The organism is Micromonospora sp. NBC_01796 (genome assembly GCF_035917455.1).
In the GTDB taxonomy this organism is placed as follows: domain Bacteria; phylum Actinomycetota; class Actinomycetes; order Mycobacteriales; family Micromonosporaceae; genus Micromonospora_G.
Map to the genome: position 1 here is coordinate 6,080,096 of NZ_CP109078.1, position 20,956 is coordinate 6,101,051.

Consider the following 20,956-nt stretch of genomic DNA (forward strand, 5'->3'; position numbering starts at 1 on the left):
TCCCCGGTCTGACCGACCAACGCGGGGGGTCCGGAAACGGGCCCCCCGCCCTCGATCCCGCAGTTTCCGCACAGTCTGAGGAGGTGTCCCCAAGGTGACCGAGTTCGCTCTCGACGCGCCGGTGCTGGTCCGGCCGTACACCGCCCGCAGGGACGGTGACTTCGCCGTGATCGGCGACGATGGTCGTCAGGTGTACCTGTCCATCCCCGCGGAGGGTCTCGACCTGCTCGAGTGGCTGCGCGAGGGCGTCACCCTCGGCGAGGCGGTCCACCGCTTCGAAACCAGGCACGACGAGTCCCCGGACGTGACGGCGTTCCTCGAGGCGCTGGCCGAAGAGGGCTTCGTCGCACCGGCCGGAGCGCCGGACGAGACGCCCGCGCCGGAGCAGCCGCCGCGCCGCCCGACGCGCACCTGGAATCTCGACTGGATGTCCCAGCGCACCGCGCAGCGCCTGATGAGCTGGCCGGTCCTCGCCGCGGGCGGCGTGGTGACCCTGGTCGCGGTGGTGCTCGCCGTCGACCGGCCGGGGCTGCTGCCCGGGCCGTCCAGCCTCATGTTCCACACGTACTTCTGGGCGTACCTGTGGATCGTCCTGGGAATCACCTGCGTCGGCGTGTTCCTGCACGAGCTGGGTCATGTCGTCGCCGCCCGCAGCGCCGGGGTCTCGGCGCGCATCGCGATCGGCAACCAGATGTACGCGATCGTCGCCCAGACCGAGATGTCGGGAATCTGGTTGGCATCCAAGCGCCAGCGGTATCTCGCGCTGATCGCCGGTGTCCTGATCGACGTGTTCGGCGCGGCGCTGCTGTTCATCACGCTGTGGCTGAACAACGTCGGGGTTCTCGGCCTGCCCGAGCCGGTGCGGCTCGTGGTCGCCGGAACGCTCTTCACGTCGTTCATCCGGTTGCTGTGGCAGACGTTCGTCTTCCTGCGTACCGACTTCTACTACATCATCGCGACCGCGTTGAACACCCGCAGCCTGATGGCAGACACCGGCGCGTACCTGCGCAACCTCGTGCGGCGGGTGCGGCGCCGCCCGCTGATCGACCAGTCCGGCGTCGCCCCGCGCGAGATGCGCAGTATCCGGATCTTCGCCGTGGTGTGGATCCTCGGTCGCATCCTCTCCCTGGCCACCCTGTTCACCGCGACGATTCCGCTGCTCTGGTTCTACGTGGGACGGGTGGTCGCGTTCTTCCGCGGCGAGCATCTGACCGGCAGCTTCACCTGGGCCGACGTGCTGGCGTTCGCACTCCTGACGTTCCTGGTGGACGGCGGTGGCCTCGTGATGTGGATATTCTCGCTGGCCCGCTCCAGCCGCCTGAGGCGCCGCGCCCCGGACCGTGTCCTGGTCGAATAGCCACCGGGCTACCCGGTCACACACCACCCCGCCACACGACAACTCCGCCCAGGCGTCAGATCGCCTGGGCGGAGTTGTCGTGTCGACGACCGTACGGGGAACCGAGGCTCAGCCGCCGGCGGCCTTGCGGAACTGGCTGATCGCCAGGGGAATCGACAGGGCCAGCAGGACGCCGATCCACAGGAGAGAGGCGGCGACCGGGTGCTGCATCGGCCAGACGTCCGGGGCGGTCGACGGGTCGACGTTGCCGAACTGGACCCGGAGGGCCTGGACGATGGCGGACACCGGGTTCCACTCCGCGATGGTCTGCAGCACGCCCGGCATGGACTGGATCGGCACGTACGCGTTGGAGAGGAAGCCCAGCGGAATCGCGATGGTGAAGCCGGTGCTGCTGACCACCTCCGGCGCCCGCGACGCCAGTCCGACGACGGCCATCAGCCAGGACAGCGCGTACGCGAACGCCAGCAGCAGCGCGAACCCCAGCACCGCATCGGGGAACGACGAGTGGACCCGCCACCCGACGACGAGGCCGAGCAGGGCGGTGACCGTGATGACCACCGCGCTGTTGACCACGTCGCTGGTCGTCCGGCCGACGAGGACCGCCGACCGCGAGATCGGCATCGACATCAGCCGGTCGACGATGCCGTTGCGCAGATCCCCGGCGATCGCGGTGCCGGTGTTGACGGCGCCGAACAGGACCGCCTGGACGAAGATCCCACCGAGCAGGTACTCGCGGTACGGGACACCCGCCACGTCGATCGCCCCGCCGATGATGAAACCGAACAGCAGCGTCATCATCGCCGGTGCGACGGCGGCGTTCAGCAGGAGCTCCGGGACCCGCAGGATCATCCGCAGATTGCGCTTGGCGACGACGGTGCCCTCGCCGAAGGCCAGTGCGAAGGCGTTCACGCGTGCTCCTCTACGGTTTCCTGGACCGGGTTCGCGGTGAGCGCGAGGAAGACGTCGTCCAGCGTCGCGGTCCGCAGCCCCGTGCCGAGGACGGGGATACCGGCCTCGCGTAGGAGCCGTACGCCGGCCAGCAGCGCGTCGACGCCGTCGTCCACCGGTACGGCGAGCCGGCCGCCGATCTCGTCGACGGTCACCGGGCCGGTGCCGACGGAGGCGAGTACGGCCTGCGCCGCCGGCAGGTCGGCGTCCGGCCCGACGGTGACCTCCAGACTCTCCCCGGAGACCCGGCTCTTGAGTTCGTGCGGTGTTCCGGTGGCGACGACCCGGCCGTGGTCGATCACCACGATCTGGTTGGCCAGCCGGTCGGCCTCCTCGAGGTACTGGGTCGTCAACAGCAGGGTCATGCCGCCGGAGACCAACTCGCCGATGGTGTCCCACAACGCCATCCGACTTCGGGTGTCCAGCCCGGTCGTGGGTTCGTCGAGGAACAGCACCTTCGGGGTGGAGATGAGCGCCGAGGCCAGGTCGAGCCGACGGCGCATCCCCCCGGAGTACTCCTTGGTGCGGCGCTTGGCGGCGTCGACGAGATCGAACCGGTGCAGGAGCTCTTCGGCCCGTTCCCGGCTCCGCCTGCGGCCCAGGTGCAGCAACTGGCCCAGCATCTCCAGGTTCTCGAACCCGGTGAGGTTCTCGTCGACGGCGGCGTGCTGGCCCGACAGGCTGATCACCTTGCGGACCTTGGCCGCCTCGCTCACCACGTCGAGTCCGGCGACTTGGGCCCGCCCGCCGGACGGCGCCAACAGGGTTGTCAGCAGCCGGACGGCGGTGCTCTTGCCGGCGCCGTTCGGGCCCAGCAGCCCGGTGATCGTGCCCTCCGGCACCACCAGGTCCAGCCCGTCCAGCGCGGTCACCTTGTCGAACTGTTTGCGCAGGCCCTCAGCGACGATCGCGTTGGCCACGTTGTTCCTCCCTCTGCGGTTCGGTCGGTGGGCTGTTGACCGGCCAGCCGAACCGCGTGGGAGCCGGTCGAACAGATCGGGTTCAGAACGCCACGGACAGGGCGCTCAGGCCGCGCAGGGTGAGCCCCGGCCGCCAGGGTGTGTCGTCGATGTTCTCCGCCGGGTGCAGGTCGGGCATCCTGGCCAGGAGGGTGTTGATGGCGACCTGGCCCTCGACCCGGGCGAGCGGGGCGCCGAGGCACATGTGAGCGCCACGGCCGAACGCGAGGTGCCGGTTCGGGGTGCGTTCGATGTCGAGCCGGTCCGGGTCGGCGTAGCGGTTCGGATCGCGGTCGGCGGCCGCGAGCACCGCGATGACCATCTCTCCCCGGCGGATCGGCACGCCGCCGATCTCGGTGTCCTCCGCGGCGAACCGCGGGAAACTGATCTCGATCGGGCCGTGGTATCGCAGCATCTCCTCGACGGCGCTCGGCGCGAGGTCGGGTTTGCTCCTGAGCAGGGCCAACTGGTCCGGGTTACGGAACAGGGCCAGCACCATGTTGCCGATGAGGTGCTGGGTGGTCCCGAGGCCACCGACCACGAGCAACGCCACCATCTTGAGCAGGTCCTCGTCGGTCATCCGCTCGCCGTCGGCCTCGGCGAGGGCCATCCCGGAGATGAGATCGTCGCCGGGCTCCGCGCGCTTGTGCTGGATGAGCGCGTCGAGATACCGCACGAACTCCTCGATCTCCGCCATGACCTCCATCGGGCTCATGCCCTGCGGCGCCGACTGCGCCGACGTGGGGTCCAGCGACAGCAGCAGTTCCGACCACAGCCGGAACCGGTCGCGGTCCGCGCGCGGGATGCCCAGCATGTCGGACATCACGGTCAGCGGGAGCGGTACGGCGAAGTCCTCGACGAGGTCGAAGGTCCGGTCCGGGCGGGCGAGCAGGCCGTCGATGAGCTGATCGGTGATCTGCTGGACTCCCGGGCGCAGGCGCTCGACGTACTGCGGGGTGAAAGCCATCTGCACCAGCCGGCGCTGCCGGGTGTGCTCCGGCGGGTCGACGCTGCCCATGCTGCCACCGAGCAGCCGGACGACCGCCTCGGGCAGAGCCGGCATCTCCATGCCCTCCGGCATCACCGTCGGGCTGGTCTTGAAGCGGTTGTAGTCGGCGAGGAAGCTCGCGGACTCGTCGTAGCCGGTGACCAACCAGACGTCCTGCCCGGTGGGCATCCGAACCCGGGCGACCGGGTTCTCGTACCGCAGCGCGGCGTAGGTGTCGTAAGCGATGGACCTCGCCGCGACCGAGGTCAGGTCGAGGTGCTCGGAGGTCGTCACGTCGGCGTCTCCTCTCCAGCATCCGGCCGACGCCGATCGGCGCCGACCGCGGGATGAGCATTTCGGGGTCGCGCCGACACCTCTGCTCAGAGTTGAGCACTGACCACGTTGCGCACTACTGCGCAGACGTCGCGGTCCCCGAACGGGTGATACTGCGTCATCTTTGACCCGGTTCCCACCCGATGACGGAGCGCCGACTCATGGACCTCGAAATCACGGAGACCGAACGCCTGCGAGCGCTGGACCAGCAGCGTGTGTGGCACCCCTACACCCCGACCGACGCCTACCTGAACGCGAAGCCGCTGGTGATCACGCACGGTGAGGGCGTGTACCTGGTGGACAGCGACGGCAACCGGTACCTCGACGCCGGCTCCTCCCTCGGCGTCAACATCCACGGCCACCAGCGGAGGGAACTCAACGAGGCGCTTCTCGCGCAGACTGCGAAGATCGCGCACACGACCCTCTACGGCATGACCCACCCCGGCGCGGCCGAACTCGCCGACCGGCTGGTGAAGCTGGCACCCGAGGGCATCGACAAGGTGCTGTTCCTGGAGTCCGGCTCCAGCGCCGTCGAGACGGCGATGAAGATGGCCTACTCCTACTGGGTCTTCAAGGGATCCCCGCAGCGCAACAAGTTCGTCTCGATGGGCGGTGCCTTCCACGGCGACACGCTCGGCGCGCTCTCCGTCGGCCAGATGACCATCCTGAAGAACTTCTACCAACCGCTGCTGCGCCCGACGAGTTCGTTCGCGCAGCCGTACGCGTACCGGTGCGGGCTGTGCAACAACAACTGCAGCCTCGCCTGCGCCGACACCCTGGAAGAGGTGCTGGAGCGCGAGGGCGACGAGGTCGCGGCGGTGCTCGTCGAGCCGAGGGTGCAGAACGTCAGCGGCATGGTGGTGGCCCGGGACGGCCACCTGGCCCGGGTCGCCGAGATCGCCCGCCGGTACGGGGTCCTGCTCATCGCCGACGAACTCGGCGTCGGCTTCGGCCGTACCGGCCCGATGTTCGCGTGCCAGGCGGACGACGTCTCGCCCGACATCCTGTGCGTCGGCAAGGGACTCACCGGCGGGTACCTGCCGCTCACCGCGACGATGGCCTCGGCCGAGGTGTTCAACGCGTTCCGCGGCGACGGCAAGATGCTGCTGTCCGGACACACGTTCTCGGGCAACCCGTTGGCCGTCGCCGTGGCGCTGGCGAGCCTCGACCTGTTCGAGAAGGACGACCTGATCCGCCACGGCCAGTCGCAGGCGGTCGTCCTGACCGAGGAACTGGACAAGATCCGTCTGGTCCCGCACGTCGGCGACGTCCGTCAGTGCGGCCTGCTGGCCGCCGTCGAGCTGGTGGCGGACGTGGAGACCCGGGAGCCGTTCCCGTGGGAACTCGGCGTCGCCACGCGCATCACCGAGCGGTGCCGGGAACTCGGCATGATCATCCACTCGGCGCCGAGCGACACCATCGTCATCGTGCCGCCGCTCGCGATGACCGAGGAGGAACTGCGTACGTCCATGCGCATCCTCCTGCAGGCGACCCAGGAGGTCGTGGCCGCGTTGCCGGCCTGACCCACCGGACATGACGGGACGGGCCCGGCCCGTCCCGTCAGTTGTCCGCGGTCAGGGTCTCAGGGGTACACGGCGAGGTCCGCCCGCAACGCCTCGGCGAGCTCCGGAGGCGGTCCGGCGAGGTAGAAGTGCCCCCCGCTGAACACCCGGAGGCTGAAGTCCCCGGTGGTGACCTCCGCCCAGGAGCGCATCTCGGTCACGTCGACCTCGGGGTCCGCGTCGCCGGTGAGGGCCGACACCGGACACCGCAGCGGCGGGCCCGGCAACTGCTGGTACGTCTCGTTCACCCTGAAATCGGCCCGTAGCCCCGGCAGGAACACGGCCATGAGTTCCTTCTGCCGCAGCACCTCCTCCGGTGTCCCGCCCATCGCCGCGACCGCCGGCAGGAACTCGTCCGGGCCCAACGCGTGCAGCTCCGGCCGGCGGGCGGGCAGGTGCGGTGCGCGCCGGCCGGAGACGAACAGCCGGCTCGGCCCCTGCGTGATCGTGGACAGGCGCCGGGCCACCTCGTAGGCGACCACGGCACCCATGCTGTGACCGAACAGCGCGTACGGGCGGTCGGCGTGTGACCGGATCGCCTCGGCCAGCGGTGGTACGACGTGCTCGACCGCGGTCAGCGGCGCCTCCCGCAGGCGCGACTCCCGACCGGGCAGCACGACCGGGCAGACGCCGATACGCGGCTCCAGCGCCGTACGCCACGACCGGAAGAAGGAGCCCCCACCGCCGGCGTGCGCGACGCAGTACAGCAGCAGTGACGCGTCATCCGTGCCGGGCTCCTTGATCCAGGGGCTCGTCATCAGTGGTCCTCCTCGGCTCGCAGCACCACGTGCCCCACCGAGCCGGTCGCGCCGACCGCGGTGACGAGGGCACGCAACGGAGTGCCGGTCCACGGCTGCGACCGGTCCACGAACCGTACCGGCAGCGCGTCGAGGTCGACCAGCGGATTCGGCGTGGTCGCGACGAGGGTGGGGACGAGCCTGCGGTGCCGTAGCTGCAGCAGCACCTTGGTCAGCTGGGCGAGCCCGGAGGCGGCCTCCGCGTGACCCAGGTTCGGCTTCAGCGTACCGATCGGCACCCGGCGGCCCTCCGCGGTCGGACCGAAGAACCGGCCGACGGCCTCGACCTCGGCGGCGTCGGCCAGGACCGCGCCGGAGGCCGCACACTCGACGTACCCGACGTCGGCCGGCGCGACCCCGGCCTGACGCACGGCCTCGGCCAGCGACCGGGCCAGCGTGGCCGCGTCCGGGGTGCCGAAACGGCTCGTCCCGCCGGTGTGCCCGACCCAGGCGCTCTCCACCACCCCGTCTACCCGGTCGCGGTCCCGGCGTGCGTCGCCGAGCCGGCGCAACAGCAGGGCACCGGCGCCTTCACCGGGCGACCAGCCGCCCGCGTCGGCGTCCAGCGCACGGGCCGCCGGCACCTCGGCGACCAGGCCCAGGCCCCGTAGCACCGACGCGTGGTACGGGTGCAGCAGCAGGTTGACCGCGCCGACCACGGCGGCGTCGCAGTCGCCGCGTTCGAGGCTCTCGACGGCCTGTCGCAGCGCGGTCAGCGCGGAAGAGCACGAGGTGTCGACCGCGACGCTCGGACCACGGAAGTCGAAGGCGTGGGAGATCCGGTTGGCGATCTCCGAGCCGGTGCCGGAGATGCGGGCCGCGCCGCCCTCGCGCCACCGGTCGGTCCCGACCAGGCGATGGTCGTGCCACATCACGCCGACGAACACCCCGACGCGCCCCAGCGAGCCGGCGGTGTGGCCGGCGTCCTCCAGGCACTCCCATACGACCTCCAGCAGGAGGCGCACCTGCGGGTCGAGGGTGGCGGCCTCGGCCGGTGCGATACCGAAGACCATGCTGTCGAAGGTCTCCACGTCGCGCAGGTAGCCGCCGGGAGGTCCGGCGCCGCGGCCGGGTGGCGGCGCCGCGATCGCGCAGTGGCCGGCGTCGAGGTTGCGCCACAGGGCCGCCACGTCGTCGGCGCCGGGGTAGCGGCCGGCCAGCCCGACCACCGCGATCCCGTCCGGCTCCTCCGGGTACGGCGTGCGCGCCCTGCCCGTGGGTGCCTCGTGTGTCGCCGGTCCGCACAGGAAGGCCTGCTGGAACACATGACCCTGGTCCAGCCGCAGGGCGGCGCGGACCGGCGCCGTGGCGACCCCGCCGACGGGGCACAGGCCCAGCCCACGGGCAGCCTGGGCACTCATCAGCAACTGGCCGAGGTAGCCGGCCTCCAGCGCCAGGTACCGCTCGGTGTCCTCGCCGTACAACGGGCGGATCGCCTTCTCCTGACCGACCAGGAACAGCTCGAAGGCGGCCCGGTCGTAGATCGGCCGGTTGTAGACGAAGTGCGCGGAGCGGTCCAGGCCGTCGCCGTCGCCGATGCGGCGCAGGGTGTGCTCGTCGGGGTGGTAGTAGTACACCCCGGCCGGCAGCCCGGCGACCCGGTCCGCCGGTACGTGGACGTAGACCTGCACACCGTAGGTGTCGCCGGCCGACGGGTACAGGCGCCGCGTCCGGTCCCCGTCGGGCAGCGGGCGCAGCAGGGCGAGCAGCGACGCCAGCGCGGCGAACGGCACCGTACCGTCGAGGAAGTCACGTCTCGTGCCCCGCCACCGGTACTGCCGTACGTCGGGGTGTTCGTCGGGCAGCGGTACCGCCTCGCCGTCGTCCCGCAGCTCCCGTCGGGCCGAGGCGAAGGCGGCGCGGGCGGTGGGGGAGAGCACGTCGACGGTCTCCGGGTCCGGGTCCGGTGTCGACGCGGCCGGGGCGGTCCCGACCGGCACCCCGGACACGTGGGCGGCGATGCCGTCGACGGTCGGGTTCTCGAGCAGCACGGCCACCGGCACCCGGGTGCCGAACCGCTCCTGCAGCCGCATCGACATCTGCACCATGGTGAACGACGTGGCACCCTGGTCCCACAGGTCCGCAGCGGGATCGACGGCCTCGCCGAGCAACTCGCCGACGAGGTCGGTGAGCGCCTGCCGGATGCTCTGCCCGCCCGGTGACGCGGCCGGTGCCGCCGTGGTCAGCGGCCAGGGCAGCCGGTCGCGGTCGAGCTTGCCGTTGGGCGTGGCGGGGAACTGGTCGAGCACCGCCAGATGGTTCGGCACCATGTAGTCGGGCAGCGTCTGCGCGGCGAAGGCGCGCAGCTCGCGTACCCCCGGTGTGGTACCGCCGGCGGCCAGGACGTAGGCGACCACCTTGCGCTCGCCGCCCTCGTCGCGCGCCACGACCACCGCGTCCTTCACCTCCGGATGGCTCCGGAGCCGGTGCTCGATCTCGCCGAGCTCCACCCGGAAACCGCGGATCTTCACCTGGTGGTCGGACCGGCCGAGGAAGGTGATGTTCCCGTCGGGGAGGAAGCTCGCGCGGTCCCCGGTGCGGTACATCCGGTCGCCGGGCGGCCCGAACGGGCACGGTACGAACCGGTCCTCGGTGAGATCCGGCCGGTTGCGGTAGCCCAGGCTGAGCACCTCGCCGGCGATGAAGAGATCGCCCTCCGCACCGATCCGGCAGGGCCGCAGATCGCCGTCGAGGACGTAGTACCGGGCGTTGTCGATCGGTCGGCCGTACGGGATGCTGCGCCACCCCGGGTCGACCGCACCGACCCGGAACCAGTTCGACCACACCGTGGCCTCGGTGGCGCCGCCGAGGTTGATGACGTCGGCGGCGGTGAAGCAGGCGCGCAGGTCGTCGGGGAGCGCCAGCGGCATGTAGTCACCGCTGAGGAACACCAGCCGCAGGTCGGTCGTACCGGGCCGTCCCCGGTGCGCCGCGGTCAGCGGCACGACGTGCGCCAGGGTGGTCGGCGCGGAGTTCCAGAACGAGACCGGCTCGTCCAGCAGTACGTCGAGCAGCAGCGCCGGATCCTTCTGCTGCTCCTCGTCCGCGACGTAGATCGACGCGCCGAAGCAGAGCAGCCCGAGAAGGTCGAACACGGACAGGTCGAAGCCGAGCGACGTCACGCACAGTCCGACGTCGTCCGGCCCGAAGTGGAACGTCCGGCGGGCCCAGTGCAGGAGGTTGTGCACCGCCCGGTGGGTGACCGCGACACCCTTCGGTCGCCCGGTGCTGCCCGAGGTGAAGATGATGTACGCCGTGGCCAGGTCGTCGGTGACGGGTGCCGGGTCCGGCACGGCGGCGGTGCCGATCCGGTCGGCGTGGACCACCGCGATCCCGGCCGGCATCAGGTCGGACGCGTGCAGTGCCAGGTCGGACGTGGTGACGAGGGCGGTCGCGCCCGCGTCGGCCAGCATCGCCGCGGCCCGTGCCGGCGGAATCGACGGCTCGACCGGCAGGTAGGCGCCGCCGGCCTTGAGCACGCCGTAGACGGCGGCGACCATCATCGGCCCGCGGGCGACGCTGATCCCGACGACGGACTCGGCGCCGACCCCCGCGGCGCGCAGCCGTACGGCGATGCGGTTCGCGGCCGTGTTGAGCTCGGCGTAGGTCATGGTGCCGCCGCGCCAGCGTACGGCGACCGCCTCGGGTCGGGCCCGCGCGTGCGCCTCGAACGCCAGCTGCACCGGCCCCTCGTGCGGGAACTCCACGGCGGTGTCGTTCCACCCGTAAACGACGTCGGACAGTTCGGCCAGGCCCGTCAGCGCGGCCCGGTACGCGTCGAAGATCCGGTTCAGGGCGGGGTCCGGGATCGCGCCCTCGGTGCAGTCCCAGAACAGCCGCAGCTCGTCGTCGCCCTCGTCGATGGCGATGCAGTCCAGCGCCACGTCCGGCGTACACGTCAGCCACGGCCCGGCGGTCACCCCGTCGGGCAGCGGCGCGCCGGCGAGTTCCAGCAGGCCGGTACAGACGACCGGGTAGCCGGATCCGCCGTCACGCATCCGGCGCAGCACCAGCCGGCGCAGTTCGGCGAGACCGGACGCGCCGTCCGCGGCCGCGTCGGCGGTGAGGTGCCGGTCGTAACGGTCGGCGAGGTCGAGCAGCGGCTCCCCCGGCTCACCACGCCGCAGCCAGCTCAGCGCGGTCAGCTCCCCCGGCCGGTACGGCTCGGACTGTGGCGTCCAGCGCACCAGCGGTACCGCGAAATCGTCCGGGAAGTGTGTGCCGAGCGCCTCGGTGAGCGCGGCCAGGAGGATCGCGTCGAGAGCGACCCCCCGTTCCCGGGCCAGCCGTCGGATCCGGGACCAGCCCGGCACCCGGGCGGTGAGCCGCCGTCGGGGCCCGTTGGTCGTCCCGATCGACGGGCCGGGTGGCAGGTCGGCCAGGTGTTCGCGCCAGTACCGCATGGCGTGCGGGTCCGGCGCCGCCTGCGGGAGACGCGACGGTACGGCGGTCGGCACCGTCGCGTCCGGGCCGGCGTAGCGGCGCATCAGCTCGCGCAGCATGAGGTGGATGCTGCGCCCGTCGGCAACCAGCAGGTCCACGGTGACGTGCACGGTCGCCGAGCCTGCGCCGTCCACACCGACCCGCAACTCGCCCTGCGGGAGCCGGCCGAGCGGGTACGCCCGGCTCACCATGTCCCGCTGCGGCTCGGCCTGCTCCGCAACGTCCGTCACGGGGATGTGCCACCGGTCCGGTACGGCGTCGTGCACGATCAGGGACCCGTCGTGGGTGACGACCGTCCGCAGCGGCTCGTACGCGGCGAGCAGGCCCAGCCAGGCCGCTTCCAGGCGGGGCAGGTCGATCCGGCCGACCTCGAAGCCGTGCACGACCTGGCAACCGGTCCACGGCCCGGTGCCGCCGGTGATCCGGGCCACGAAGTACGCCTGCTGCAGGTCGTTGAGCGGCCGGGCGCCGTCGGTCCCGACGGGCCGGAGCCAGCGCAGCGTGTTGACGAACCAGGCGAAGGCCCCCGCCACCACACCCGGCCGGAACGCGCCCTCCAGGACGTCCCACCGTACGTGCAGCTCGCCGTCGCGTTCGGCGATCTGGGCATCGAGCGTGACGCCGGTCGTCTGGCTGACCGCGTACCTCCCGTCGGCCCCGCCGCCGCCGATGTCCAGCAGGCTGGTGAAGATCACCGGCAGGTCGGCCGGTAGGGGCAGCCGTCGGGACCGCAGCTCGCGCAGTGCCGCCACGCCGGGCACGTCACCGTGCTCCAGGTCCTGGCGCAGCCGATCGTGCACGGACCGTGCGGCCTCGGCGAGTGGCAGGCCGGTGGTCGGCTCCGCGACGAACACCGAGGTGGACGTGAACGGCCCCACCACGCTCGCCGTGTCCGCGGGCAACCAGAGCCGGCTGTTCGTGGTGAGCACGAGCGAACACCGGGGATCCGCGGCACTTCGCTGGAGTGCCTCGGCGAAGACGGTGAGGACCAGCGCGGTCGGGGAGACGCCGAGGTCGCCGGCAAGGGAGGTGACCGTGTCCCACTCACGTCCGGTCAACGCCGCCGTGTACGGCACCCGAGTGGTGCCGGGCTCCCCGTCGGACGCGGGCAGGCCGGGGCCGGGGGGCAGGTCGCGCAGCCGGTCGGCCCAGTACTCCAGGCCGTCGCGGTATCCGGGGGCGTCGCGGTGCCGGGCCAGCGCCATGCCGAGGTCGCGCAGGCCGTGGGCCGGGTCCGGGAGGCGGTATTCCGGGTCGTCGTAGAGCCCCCACAACTGCTCGACGAGCAGCTCCAGGCCGGCTCCGTCGGTGATCATCGCGTCCACGCTCAGGTGCAGCACCCCGGAACCGTCCGCGTTCCGGGTCACCTCCATGGTCCACAGTGGATCAACCGTGGGGGTGTAACAGCGGTGGGAGAGCCGCTGCCGTACGACGGCCGCGTCCTGGTGGACCGGCATCGTCCACGCCGGCGCCCGCTCGGTGACGCGCTGGCGCCCGTCGGGCGTGAGGACCAGCCGCAGCGCCTCGTGGTGCTCGACGAGCCGGGCCCACGCTCCCCGCAACCGGTCCGGGTCGAGGTCGGCGACGTCGAACTCGCGGTACACGTGACATCCGGTCTGCCCGGTGCTCTTCGCCAGCAGGTACGCCTCCTGCAACGGGGTGAGCGGGAACGGCTCGTGCCGCAGGTCCGGCTCCGGGCGTACCACCGGGCGCAGCCCGCCGCCGGCCGGAGCGGCGCCGGTGGCGAGGGCGGCCAACTCGCGCGCGTTCGTGCACCGGCGCAGTGCGTCGGTCGGCAGTTCCGTACCGAGCGCGCCGCCGACCTCCAGCAGCAGCAGCGCGGCGGCGAGGGAGCTGAGTCCCAGCGACTGCAACGGCACGTCGGCGTCGACGGCGGTGCCGGGTGGCAGCACGTCGGACAGGACGCCCAGCACGGTTTCCACGGGATCCGGGCGGGCCGAAATGGCGCTCTGCTCGTCCATGCGCTCCTCGCTCCGAAGGCCGACGGCGTCGCCGCAACCTAAGCGCCACGGAGGCCCCTGTGCTGCTCAACTCTGGGCAGCCAGCGTGGTCCGAGGGGTTGGACAGTCCAAGTCGTGTCTGCCAGACCGAAATCCGCCTGGGTCTTCCCGGGGCAGGGGGCTCAGCGCAAGGGGATGGGCGGCGACCTGTTCGAACGCTTTCCCGACGAGTGCGCCGCCGCCGATCGGATCATCGGTGTCCCGGTGGCCCGACTGTGCCGCGAGGACGGTCGGCTCGGCGACACCCGGTACGCGCAGCCGGCCCTGTTCGTGGTCAACGCCCTGAGCTACCTGGCGGCACGCGACGACGAGCCGCCGGACTTCCTCGCCGGGCACAGCCTGGGGGAGTACACCGCGCTGTGGGCGGCCGGTTGCCTGGACTTCGAGGCGGCGCTGCGGCTGGTGTGCCGGCGCGGCGAGATCATGGCCCGGGCCGCGGGCGGTGGCATGGTCGCCGTGGTCGGCGAGCGCCTGGACCGACTGCCCGAGGTGCTCGCCGAGGCCGGCGTCGACGACGTGGACATGGCCAACGACAACGCCGACGGGCAGGTGGTGCTGTCCGGCCCCCGGGAGTCACTGGCCGCCGCGTCGCGTGCCGTGGCCGCCGCCGGCCTGGGCCGGTGCGTGCCCCTGAAGGTCGCCGCCGCGTTCCACTCGCGGTACATGCGCGCCGCCTCGGACGAGTTCGCGGACGTGCTCGCGGGTGTGCGGTTCGCGCCGCCCCGGGTGCCGGTGATCTCGAACGTGACCGCCCGGCCGCACGACCCGGCGCTGCTTGTCGAACTCCTCGCGGTGCAGTTGCGCCGCCCGGTGCGGTGGCGCGAGACCATGGCGTACCTCGTCGACCGAGGCGTGCGGACCGTGCGCGAGCTGGGCCCGGGGCGGGTGTTGACGGAGCTGTTCCGGCCCGTGCTCGCCGCGGCACCGGCCGTCGCGGGTGCCGGGGCGTCCGAGCCGGAGCTGCCGGGGTGCCCGCAGTTCCGGGCCGACTACGGAGTCACGTCGGCGTACCTCGCGGGTTCGATGTACAAGGGGATCAGCTCGGTCGACCTGGTGTCGCGTCTGGGCAGGTCGGGGCTGCTCGGCTTCTTCGGCGCCGGTGGCTTCGACCGGGACGGGGTCGAGGCGGCACTGCGGTCGCTGACGACCGACCCCGGCCCGGGACGCTTCGGAATGAACCTGCTCGCGATGCCCGACAATCCGGCGCTGGAGTCGGCGCTGGCCGAGCTGTACGTCCGGTACGACGTGCGGTACGTCGAGGCGGCCGGTTACCACGGCGTCACCGCGCCCCTGGTGCGGTTCCGCTTCGCCGGGGCGCACCTGGCCGCCGACGGCACCCCGGTCGCGGTGCGCCACATCGTGGCCAAGGTCTCCCGCCCCGAGGTCGCCGCGGCGTTCCTGCGCCCACCGCCGGATCCGATGCTGGCCGAGCTCGTGGCCGTGGGGGCGCTGTCGGCGGCGGAGGCGGCCGTCGCCGCACGGCTGCCGGTGAGCGGGGACCTGTGCGCGGAGGCCGACTCGGCCGGGCACACGGACGCCCGGTCGGCGCTCACCCTCGTGCCGGACCTCGCGCTCCTGCGGGACGCGGCCATGTCCGGGCACGGCTACCACAAGCGGATCCGGCTCGGCGTCGCCGGCGGACTGGGGACCCCGGAGGCGGTCGCCGCGGCGTTCGTGCTCGGCGCCGACTTCGTGCTCACCGGCTCGATCAACCAGGCCACCCCGGAGGCGGGCACCTCCGCGGCGGTCAAGGACCTGCTGGTGCAGGTCGGAATCCAGGACACCGCGTACGCCCCGGCCGGCGACACCTTCGAGCTCGGCTCCAGGGTGCAGGTGATGCGCCGTGGGACGATGTTCGCGGCCCGGGCCAACCAGCTCCTGCAGCTCTACCAGCGGTACGACAACTGGGCCGACGTGCCGCCCACCGTCCGCGAGACCGTCGAACGGACCACTTTCCGCCGACCGTTCGAGCGGGTGTGGCAGGAGACCGAGCGGCACTACCGCGCCACCGGCCGGGCCGTCGAGGTGGAACGGGCGGATCCACGGCGGCGCATGGCGCTGGCCTTCCGGTGGTACTTCGCGCACTCCACCAACGCCGCGTTACGCGGTGACACCGCCGAGCAGGCGAACTTCCAGGTCCACACGGGACCGGCGATGGGTGCCTTCAACCGGTACGTACACGGCACCGAGCTGGCCGATTGGCGGCTGCGCCACGTCGACGTTATCGCCGGGGTGCTGATGCGGGGAGCTGCGGAGATCCTTCGCCGCCGCTGCCCGACGGTGACCACTAGTGAGCAGTGCAACACGCCCGACGCTGATTAGCGTGGCCGGGCGTCTACCGAACCAGCGACAGCGAAGGAGTCTTCGATGACCACGACATCGAGCCCGCCGTTCGTGTTGCCGACGGCGCAGGATCAGACGTCGCTCGCCCCGGACGCGATCCTGCACTCGGGCAACGCCGGCGTGATCGTGGAACGGGTCGGGCAGTTGCGCGCCGAGTTCCGCTCCGAGGCCCGGCAGTTCGCCCGAGAGCTGTCGGAGTACCTCAACACGAACTACGCCGGCATCATCAGCGTGTTCGTCTACGAGGAGACGTTCGGGACGAAGGACCGGCTGCACTGGCTCATGCACCTCAAGTCCCTGCATGCCTACGAGACCCTGATCCGGATGGGCAGCCAGGACGCCGGCTGGCGGGACATCATCATGCGCCAGCGGATCGAGCCGGAGCGCGGCGGCGGCACCTGGGACCGCATGTTCCTCGACGGCGCCCTGCACGAGACGGTGCTCATCCCGTCGGCCTTCGGGATGTACGGCACCTCCGAGGCGACACCGGACTCGGTGAACACCGACGAGGGCGCCGCCACGTTCGTGGTCCCGACCGCCCAGTTGCAGACCGACGTACCGATCGGGGAACAGCTCAACTCCGCCACCTGCGGCATCCTCATGCACCGCACCGGCGAGCTGCGCTACGAGTTCCGCGCCGAGGGCCGGGCGTTCGCCCGCGCGCTCTGCGAGAGCTGGAACCGGGCGCTGGCCGGACACGCCACGATCTACCTGTACGAGGAGGCGTTCGGTCAGTCCGACCGCATCCACCACTTCATCCACCTCAAGTCGCTCAGCTCGTACTACACGCTGATGGGCGTCCGGGCGATGAGCGATCCCGCCACCCGCGAGGTGTTCACCAAGCAGTGGATCCCGCAGGAGAAGGGCGGCGGTGGGTGGGAGCGCATGTTCGTCCAGTCGAGCCTCGCTGATCTCTCGCTCACGCCGCAGCACTGGGGCATGTACGCCACCAAGACGGAGCGCTGAGCCATGCCCGTTACGGACTGCCTGCACACCGCGTTCTCCCGTCGCTCCGCCGAACTTCCGCACCGGATCGCGGTCGTCTGCGGTGATGACCGGGTGACGTACAGCGAGCTTGAACGGCTGTCGGACGAGCTCGCCGCGCGACTGCGCCGGTACGGAGTCACCCGCGGCGTGCACGTCGGTGTCTGCGTCGACCGTTCCGTCGACCTGGTCGTGTGCCTGCTGGCGGTGCTGAAGGCGGGCGGCGCCTACGTGCCCGTGGACGCCGACCATCCCGCGCCCCGGGTGGCCGCCGTGCTGTCCGACAGCAGGGTCCCCCTGACCGTCGCGGTGACCCGGACCGCGGACGCGCTCGCCGAGTGGTCCGGCCCGGTGCTCTGGGCGGACGACCTGGAGTCCGACGACGAGGACCCGCCCACCGCCTCCGCCGACGCGCCGGTCGACGCAGGCCCCGACGACCCCGCGTACGTCATCCACACCTCCGGCTCCACCGGCGCGCCCAAGGGTGTCGAGGTCGCGCACCGCAGTGTGGTGGCGCTGCTCGACCGTGGCGGCGAGCTGTTCGGCTTCGACCAGACGGACACGTGGACCCTGTTCCACTCGGTCGGGTTCGACTTCTCGGTGTGGGAGCTGTGGGGGGCGCTGCTGTTCGGCGGCAGGGTCGTCGTCGTACCGACGAGCACCGCCCGTACCCCGGCGCTGATGCTGGACCTGCTGCGCCGCGAGCGCGTCACGGTGCTGAACCAGACACCGTCGGCGTTCCGGCAGCTCGCCGCCGCGGACCTGGCTTCGGACGGGCGCAGCGATCTGCGTCTCGTGGTGTTCGGTGGCGAACGGCTCGACGTCGCGATCCTGGCGCCGTGGATCGCCCGGTACGGCGACGAGGCCCCACAGCTCGTCAACATGTACGGCATCACCGAGGTGACCGTGCACGCCACGTACCGCCGGATCACCGCCGCGGACCTCGACCGGCCGTCGGTGAGCCCGATCGGCCGGGCGCTTCCCGGCGTACGGATCGAACTGCGCGACGAGGCGGGCAACGCGCTGCCCGACGGCACCCCCGGCGAGCTGTACGTCGGGGGCACCGGGGTGGCGCTGGGCTACCTGCACCGTCCCGAGCTGACCGCCGAACGGTTCGTCGAGGCCGGCGGCGAGCGCTGGTACCGCTCCGGCGACCGTGCCGTACACGCCGACGGGGAACTGACCTATCTGGGTCGGGTCGACCGGCAGTTGAAGGTCCGCGGCTACCGGATCGAGCCGGGCGAGGTCGAAGCCGCCGTTCTCGCACATCCCGGCGTGGGGACCGCGCTGGTCACCTCGGACGACTTCGGCGAAGGTGACGTACGCCTGGTGGCCTACGTCGCGCCGCCGCCCGGTGCCGACCCGGTCGACCTCACCGAGGCGGAGCTGGCCGGGACGGTGGAGCACCTGCCCGGCTACCTGCGGCCGTCGCGTTTCCACGTGGTCGCCGACATCCCGCTCACCGCCCAGGGCAAGGCCGACCTGGCCGCGCTGGGTGGCGTACGGGCCGAGCCCGAGCCGGCACCGGCCGGGGACACCGACGGGGACACCGTGTCGGTGGTGAAGGCGATCGCCGACGAGGTGCTGCGGCGGGACGTACCCGTGGACGGGGACCTGTTCGACCTCGGTGCCACGTCGCTGGCGCTCACCCGGATCGTCGCGATGGTGAACGACCGCTTCGGCACCACACTCACCGGCGCCGAACTGGAGGACCCGACGATCGGATGCCTTGCCGAGGTGGTCGGGGCAACGCGCCGGGACGACGCACTGCAACAGATTGGAGGCTGACATGGCGGACGACTACGCACTCAGCGCGCAGGAGACGGCCGACTTCCACCGCAACGGCTACTTCGGCCCGTTCACGGTGTACGAGGTCGACGACATGAAGCGCCGGTGGCGACGCGAGCGGCTGCGCCTGATGGACCGCTCCGACGCGATCTACCAGGACGAGGCGGCCCTGTCGGGCAACACGAACATCTCCAACTACGACCGGCACATGGACAACGAGTTCCTGGCCGACCACATCTGCCACCCGCGCATCGTCGACCGGGTCGCCAGCGTGCTCGGCCCCGACGTGCAGTGCTGGCGCTCGGAGTTCTTCCCGAAGTACCCCGGCGACGAGGGCACCGACTGGCACCAGGCCGACACGTTCGCCAACGCGTCGGGCAAGCCGCAGATCGTGTGGCCGGGCGAGGCCAAGGACTTCGGCGGGACGATCACCGTCTGGACCGCCTTCACCGAGGCGAACGAGGAGACCGGCTGCCTGCAGTTCATCCCGGGCACCCACCAGACGATGTTCTACGACGAGACCAAGCGCATGCACTACGACGCCGCCTCCATCAACAGTCTGGAGAAGGAGGGCGTGCGCCGCGGCTTCTTCGGGTACGACTACCGGGAGCTGCAGATCGACCCGGACTGGAAGCCCGACGAGTCCAGTGCGGTGTCGATGGTGATGCGGCCGGGTCAGGCCATCATGTTCTGGTCCACCCTGATGCACGCGTCGCTGCCGCACCTCGGGAACACCGAGGAGATGCGTCTGGGATTCGCCGGCCGGTACGTGCCGACGTCGGTGAACGTCTATCCGGACACGGACATCATCGAGGAGTACGGCGGCGCCGTGTCGCTGGCGCGCTGGGGCTCGGTCCTGGTCTCCGGCACCAACGAGAATCCCCACAACCGGATGGCGACCGAGACGACGCGGGGCCACGGGTTCCCCCGGCGCGACCGTTCCGGCGCGGGGGCCTCGCCGGCATGACGGTCTTCGAGGTCGTCAAGGCCAGCCTCATCGAGGTCGTCCCGGAGGTCGACCCGGACAGCGTCACCGCCGGCCGCACCCTGACCGACCTCGGCTGCACCAGCATCGACCGGGCCGAGGTGGTGACGCTGGCGATGGAGCGGCTCGGGATCGTGGTGCCGATCGCGGAGTTCCAGGACGTCAACGACCTCGACCGGATCGTCGAACTGCTGCGGAAACACGTGTGAGCACCGTCGTCGCGGTGACCGGGACCGGGATCGTCTGCGCGATCGGCGCGGACGTCCCGGCGTTCACCGCGGCGCTGCGATCCGGCCGCAGCGGCGTCACCGCGACCCCGGACGGGCTCGCCGCGCCGATCACCGGCTGGTCGTTCCCCGACGCGGTGAGCGGCCTGCCGGAGCCGTTGCGCCGCAGGGCGATGCGGGCGGCGGCGCGGGCGCCCATGCCGATCCGGGCCGCCGTCGCCGCCGCCCTGCAGGCGTGGACGGCGGCCCGGCTGCCCGAGGCACCGGTCCCCGACCACCGGGTCGGGGTGGTCGTGGCAGGGCACAACCTGACCGCCCGCTACACGCACGACCTGTTCCGGAACTTTCTGGACAGTCCGGCGTACCTGCCGGCGCGCTTCGCCCTGCACGTTCAGGACACCGACCACGTCGGGACCCTCAGCGAGGTGCTGTCGGCCACCGGTGAGGGCTTCACCGTCGGCGGTGCCTCCGCCAGCGGCAACGTCGGCATCGTGCACGCCGCCCGGCTGGTCGCCTCCGGTGCCGTGGACTGCTGTGTGCTCGTCGGCGCGGTCACCGAGCTGACCCCGATGCACCGCCGAGGCTTCGCCGTGCTGGGCGCGTTGGCCGAGCCTGGCGGGGACCCGGCGGCCGCGTGTCGGCCGTTCGACCTCGACCGGCGCGGTTTCGTGCCCGGCGAGGCCGCCGCGGCGCTGGTGCTGGAGTCCGCGACGTCGGCGGCCCGCCGGGGGGCCGTTGCCGTGGCGACCGTCGCCGGGCATGCCCTCGGGCTGGACGGCAACCGGCTCGCCGACCCGAACGCCGGCGGCGAGGCCCGTGTGATCGGCGCCGCGCTGGCCGCCGCCGGCGTGGACCGGCACGAGGTCGACTACGTCAACGCCCACGGTACGGGCTCCCGGTTGGGCGACGAGACGGAACTCGCCGCGCTGCACGCCGTACTCGGCGACGCCGTCGGCCGACCCTGGGTCAACGCGACCAAGGCGCTGACCGGCCACTGTCTCGGTTCGGCCGGCGTGGTCGAGGCGGTCGCCACGGTCGCGCAACTGGCCGGCGGTTTTGTGCACCCCAACCCGAACCTGGACCGTCCGGTGGATGACCGCATCCGGTTCGCCGGCGCCGCACCGCAGCCCGCCCGGCTGCGGTACGCGCTGTCCAACGGATTCGGCTTCGGAGGCATCAACTCGGCCGTGGTCCTCGCCCGTACCGCCGATGGAGGTTGAT

13 protein-coding genes are annotated in these 20,956 nt (G+C 71.8%); 8 read left to right on the forward strand and 5 right to left on the reverse strand.

Going from position 1 to position 20,956, the window contains the following annotated elements; all coding sequences use genetic code 11:
* Positions 1-94 precede the first annotated feature (94 nt).
* On the forward strand, positions 95-1,357 hold the full coding sequence (locus OIE47_RS27605; RefSeq protein WP_326557423.1) for a hypothetical protein: 1,263 nt from the start codon (positions 95-97) through the stop codon (positions 1,355-1,357).
* A gap of 108 nt (positions 1,358-1,465) precedes the next feature.
* On the opposite strand, the gene OIE47_RS27610 is transcribed toward OIE47_RS27605, so the two are convergent.
* The 3 genes from OIE47_RS27610 to OIE47_RS27620 all read right to left on the reverse strand — a co-directional run bounded on the left by OIE47_RS27610 (position 1,466) and on the right by OIE47_RS27620 (position 4,546).
* On the reverse strand, positions 1,466-2,266 hold the full coding sequence (locus OIE47_RS27610) for an ABC transporter permease (protein ID WP_326557424.1): 801 nt from the start codon (positions 2,264-2,266) through the stop codon (positions 1,466-1,468).
* Entirely contained in the window at positions 2,263-3,225 is a 963-nt protein-coding gene (locus OIE47_RS27615; protein ID WP_326557425.1) for an ATP-binding cassette domain-containing protein, read from the reverse strand. The genes OIE47_RS27610 and OIE47_RS27615 overlap by 4 nt, the downstream gene beginning before the upstream one ends.
* 82 nt (positions 3,226-3,307) lie before the next feature.
* On the reverse strand, positions 3,308-4,546 hold the full coding sequence (locus OIE47_RS27620; RefSeq protein ID WP_326557426.1) for a cytochrome P450 family protein: 1,239 nt from the start codon (positions 4,544-4,546) through the stop codon (positions 3,308-3,310).
* A 200-nt stretch (positions 4,547-4,746) separates the two neighbouring features.
* Here OIE47_RS27620 and bioA point away from each other — a divergent pair, with 200 nt between their 5' ends.
* Complete coding sequence (bioA, locus tag OIE47_RS27625; protein ID WP_326557427.1) at positions 4,747-6,108, forward strand: adenosylmethionine--8-amino-7-oxononanoate transaminase; 1,362 nt, start codon at positions 4,747-4,749, stop codon at positions 6,106-6,108.
* Between the two features lie 59 nt (positions 6,109-6,167).
* Here the strand turns inward: bioA and OIE47_RS27630 are convergent, their stop codons facing one another.
* Positions 6,168-6,905, reverse strand: a complete 738-nt coding sequence (locus tag OIE47_RS27630; protein WP_326557428.1) for a thioesterase II family protein — start codon at positions 6,903-6,905, stop codon at positions 6,168-6,170.
* Complete coding sequence (locus OIE47_RS27635) at positions 6,905-13,369, reverse strand: non-ribosomal peptide synthetase (RefSeq protein ID WP_326557429.1); 6,465 nt, start codon at positions 13,367-13,369, stop codon at positions 6,905-6,907. The genes OIE47_RS27630 and OIE47_RS27635 overlap by 1 nt, the downstream gene beginning before the upstream one ends.
* 114 nt (positions 13,370-13,483) lie before the next feature.
* On the opposite strand from OIE47_RS27635, the gene fabD reads away from it, so the two are divergent.
* Genes fabD through OIE47_RS27665 form a run of 6 tightly spaced genes read left to right on the forward strand, consistent with a single transcriptional unit; the run spans position 13,484 to position 20,955 of the window.
* On the forward strand, positions 13,484-15,730 hold the full coding sequence (gene fabD, locus OIE47_RS27640; RefSeq protein WP_326557430.1) for an ACP S-malonyltransferase: 2,247 nt from the start codon (positions 13,484-13,486) through the stop codon (positions 15,728-15,730).
* A gap of 45 nt (positions 15,731-15,775) precedes the next feature.
* Complete coding sequence (locus OIE47_RS27645) at positions 15,776-16,717, forward strand: DUF6039 family protein (protein WP_326557431.1); 942 nt, start codon at positions 15,776-15,778, stop codon at positions 16,715-16,717.
* Positions 16,718-16,720: 3 nt separating this feature from the next.
* Positions 16,721-18,523, forward strand: coding sequence for an amino acid adenylation domain-containing protein (locus tag OIE47_RS27650; RefSeq protein ID WP_326557432.1), 1,803 nt, complete (start codon positions 16,721-16,723; stop codon positions 18,521-18,523).
* A gap of 1 nt (position 18,524) precedes the next feature.
* Positions 18,525-19,490 (forward strand): chlorinating enzyme, encoded by a 966-nt coding sequence (locus OIE47_RS27655; RefSeq protein ID WP_326557433.1) that lies wholly within the window; start codon positions 18,525-18,527, stop codon positions 19,488-19,490.
* A complete protein-coding gene (locus OIE47_RS27660; RefSeq protein WP_326557434.1) occupies positions 19,487-19,717 on the forward strand; it encodes a phosphopantetheine-binding protein in 231 nt (76 codons plus the stop codon). The genes OIE47_RS27655 and OIE47_RS27660 overlap by 4 nt, the downstream gene beginning before the upstream one ends.
* Positions 19,714-20,955 carry a beta-ketoacyl synthase N-terminal-like domain-containing protein gene (locus OIE47_RS27665; RefSeq protein ID WP_326557435.1) on the forward strand — a complete coding sequence of 414 codons (1,242 nt, stop codon included), beginning with the start codon at positions 19,714-19,716 and terminating at the stop codon, positions 20,953-20,955. Before OIE47_RS27660 ends, OIE47_RS27665 begins: the two co-directional genes overlap by 4 nt.
* The last annotated feature ends 1 nt before the right edge of the window (position 20,956 follow it).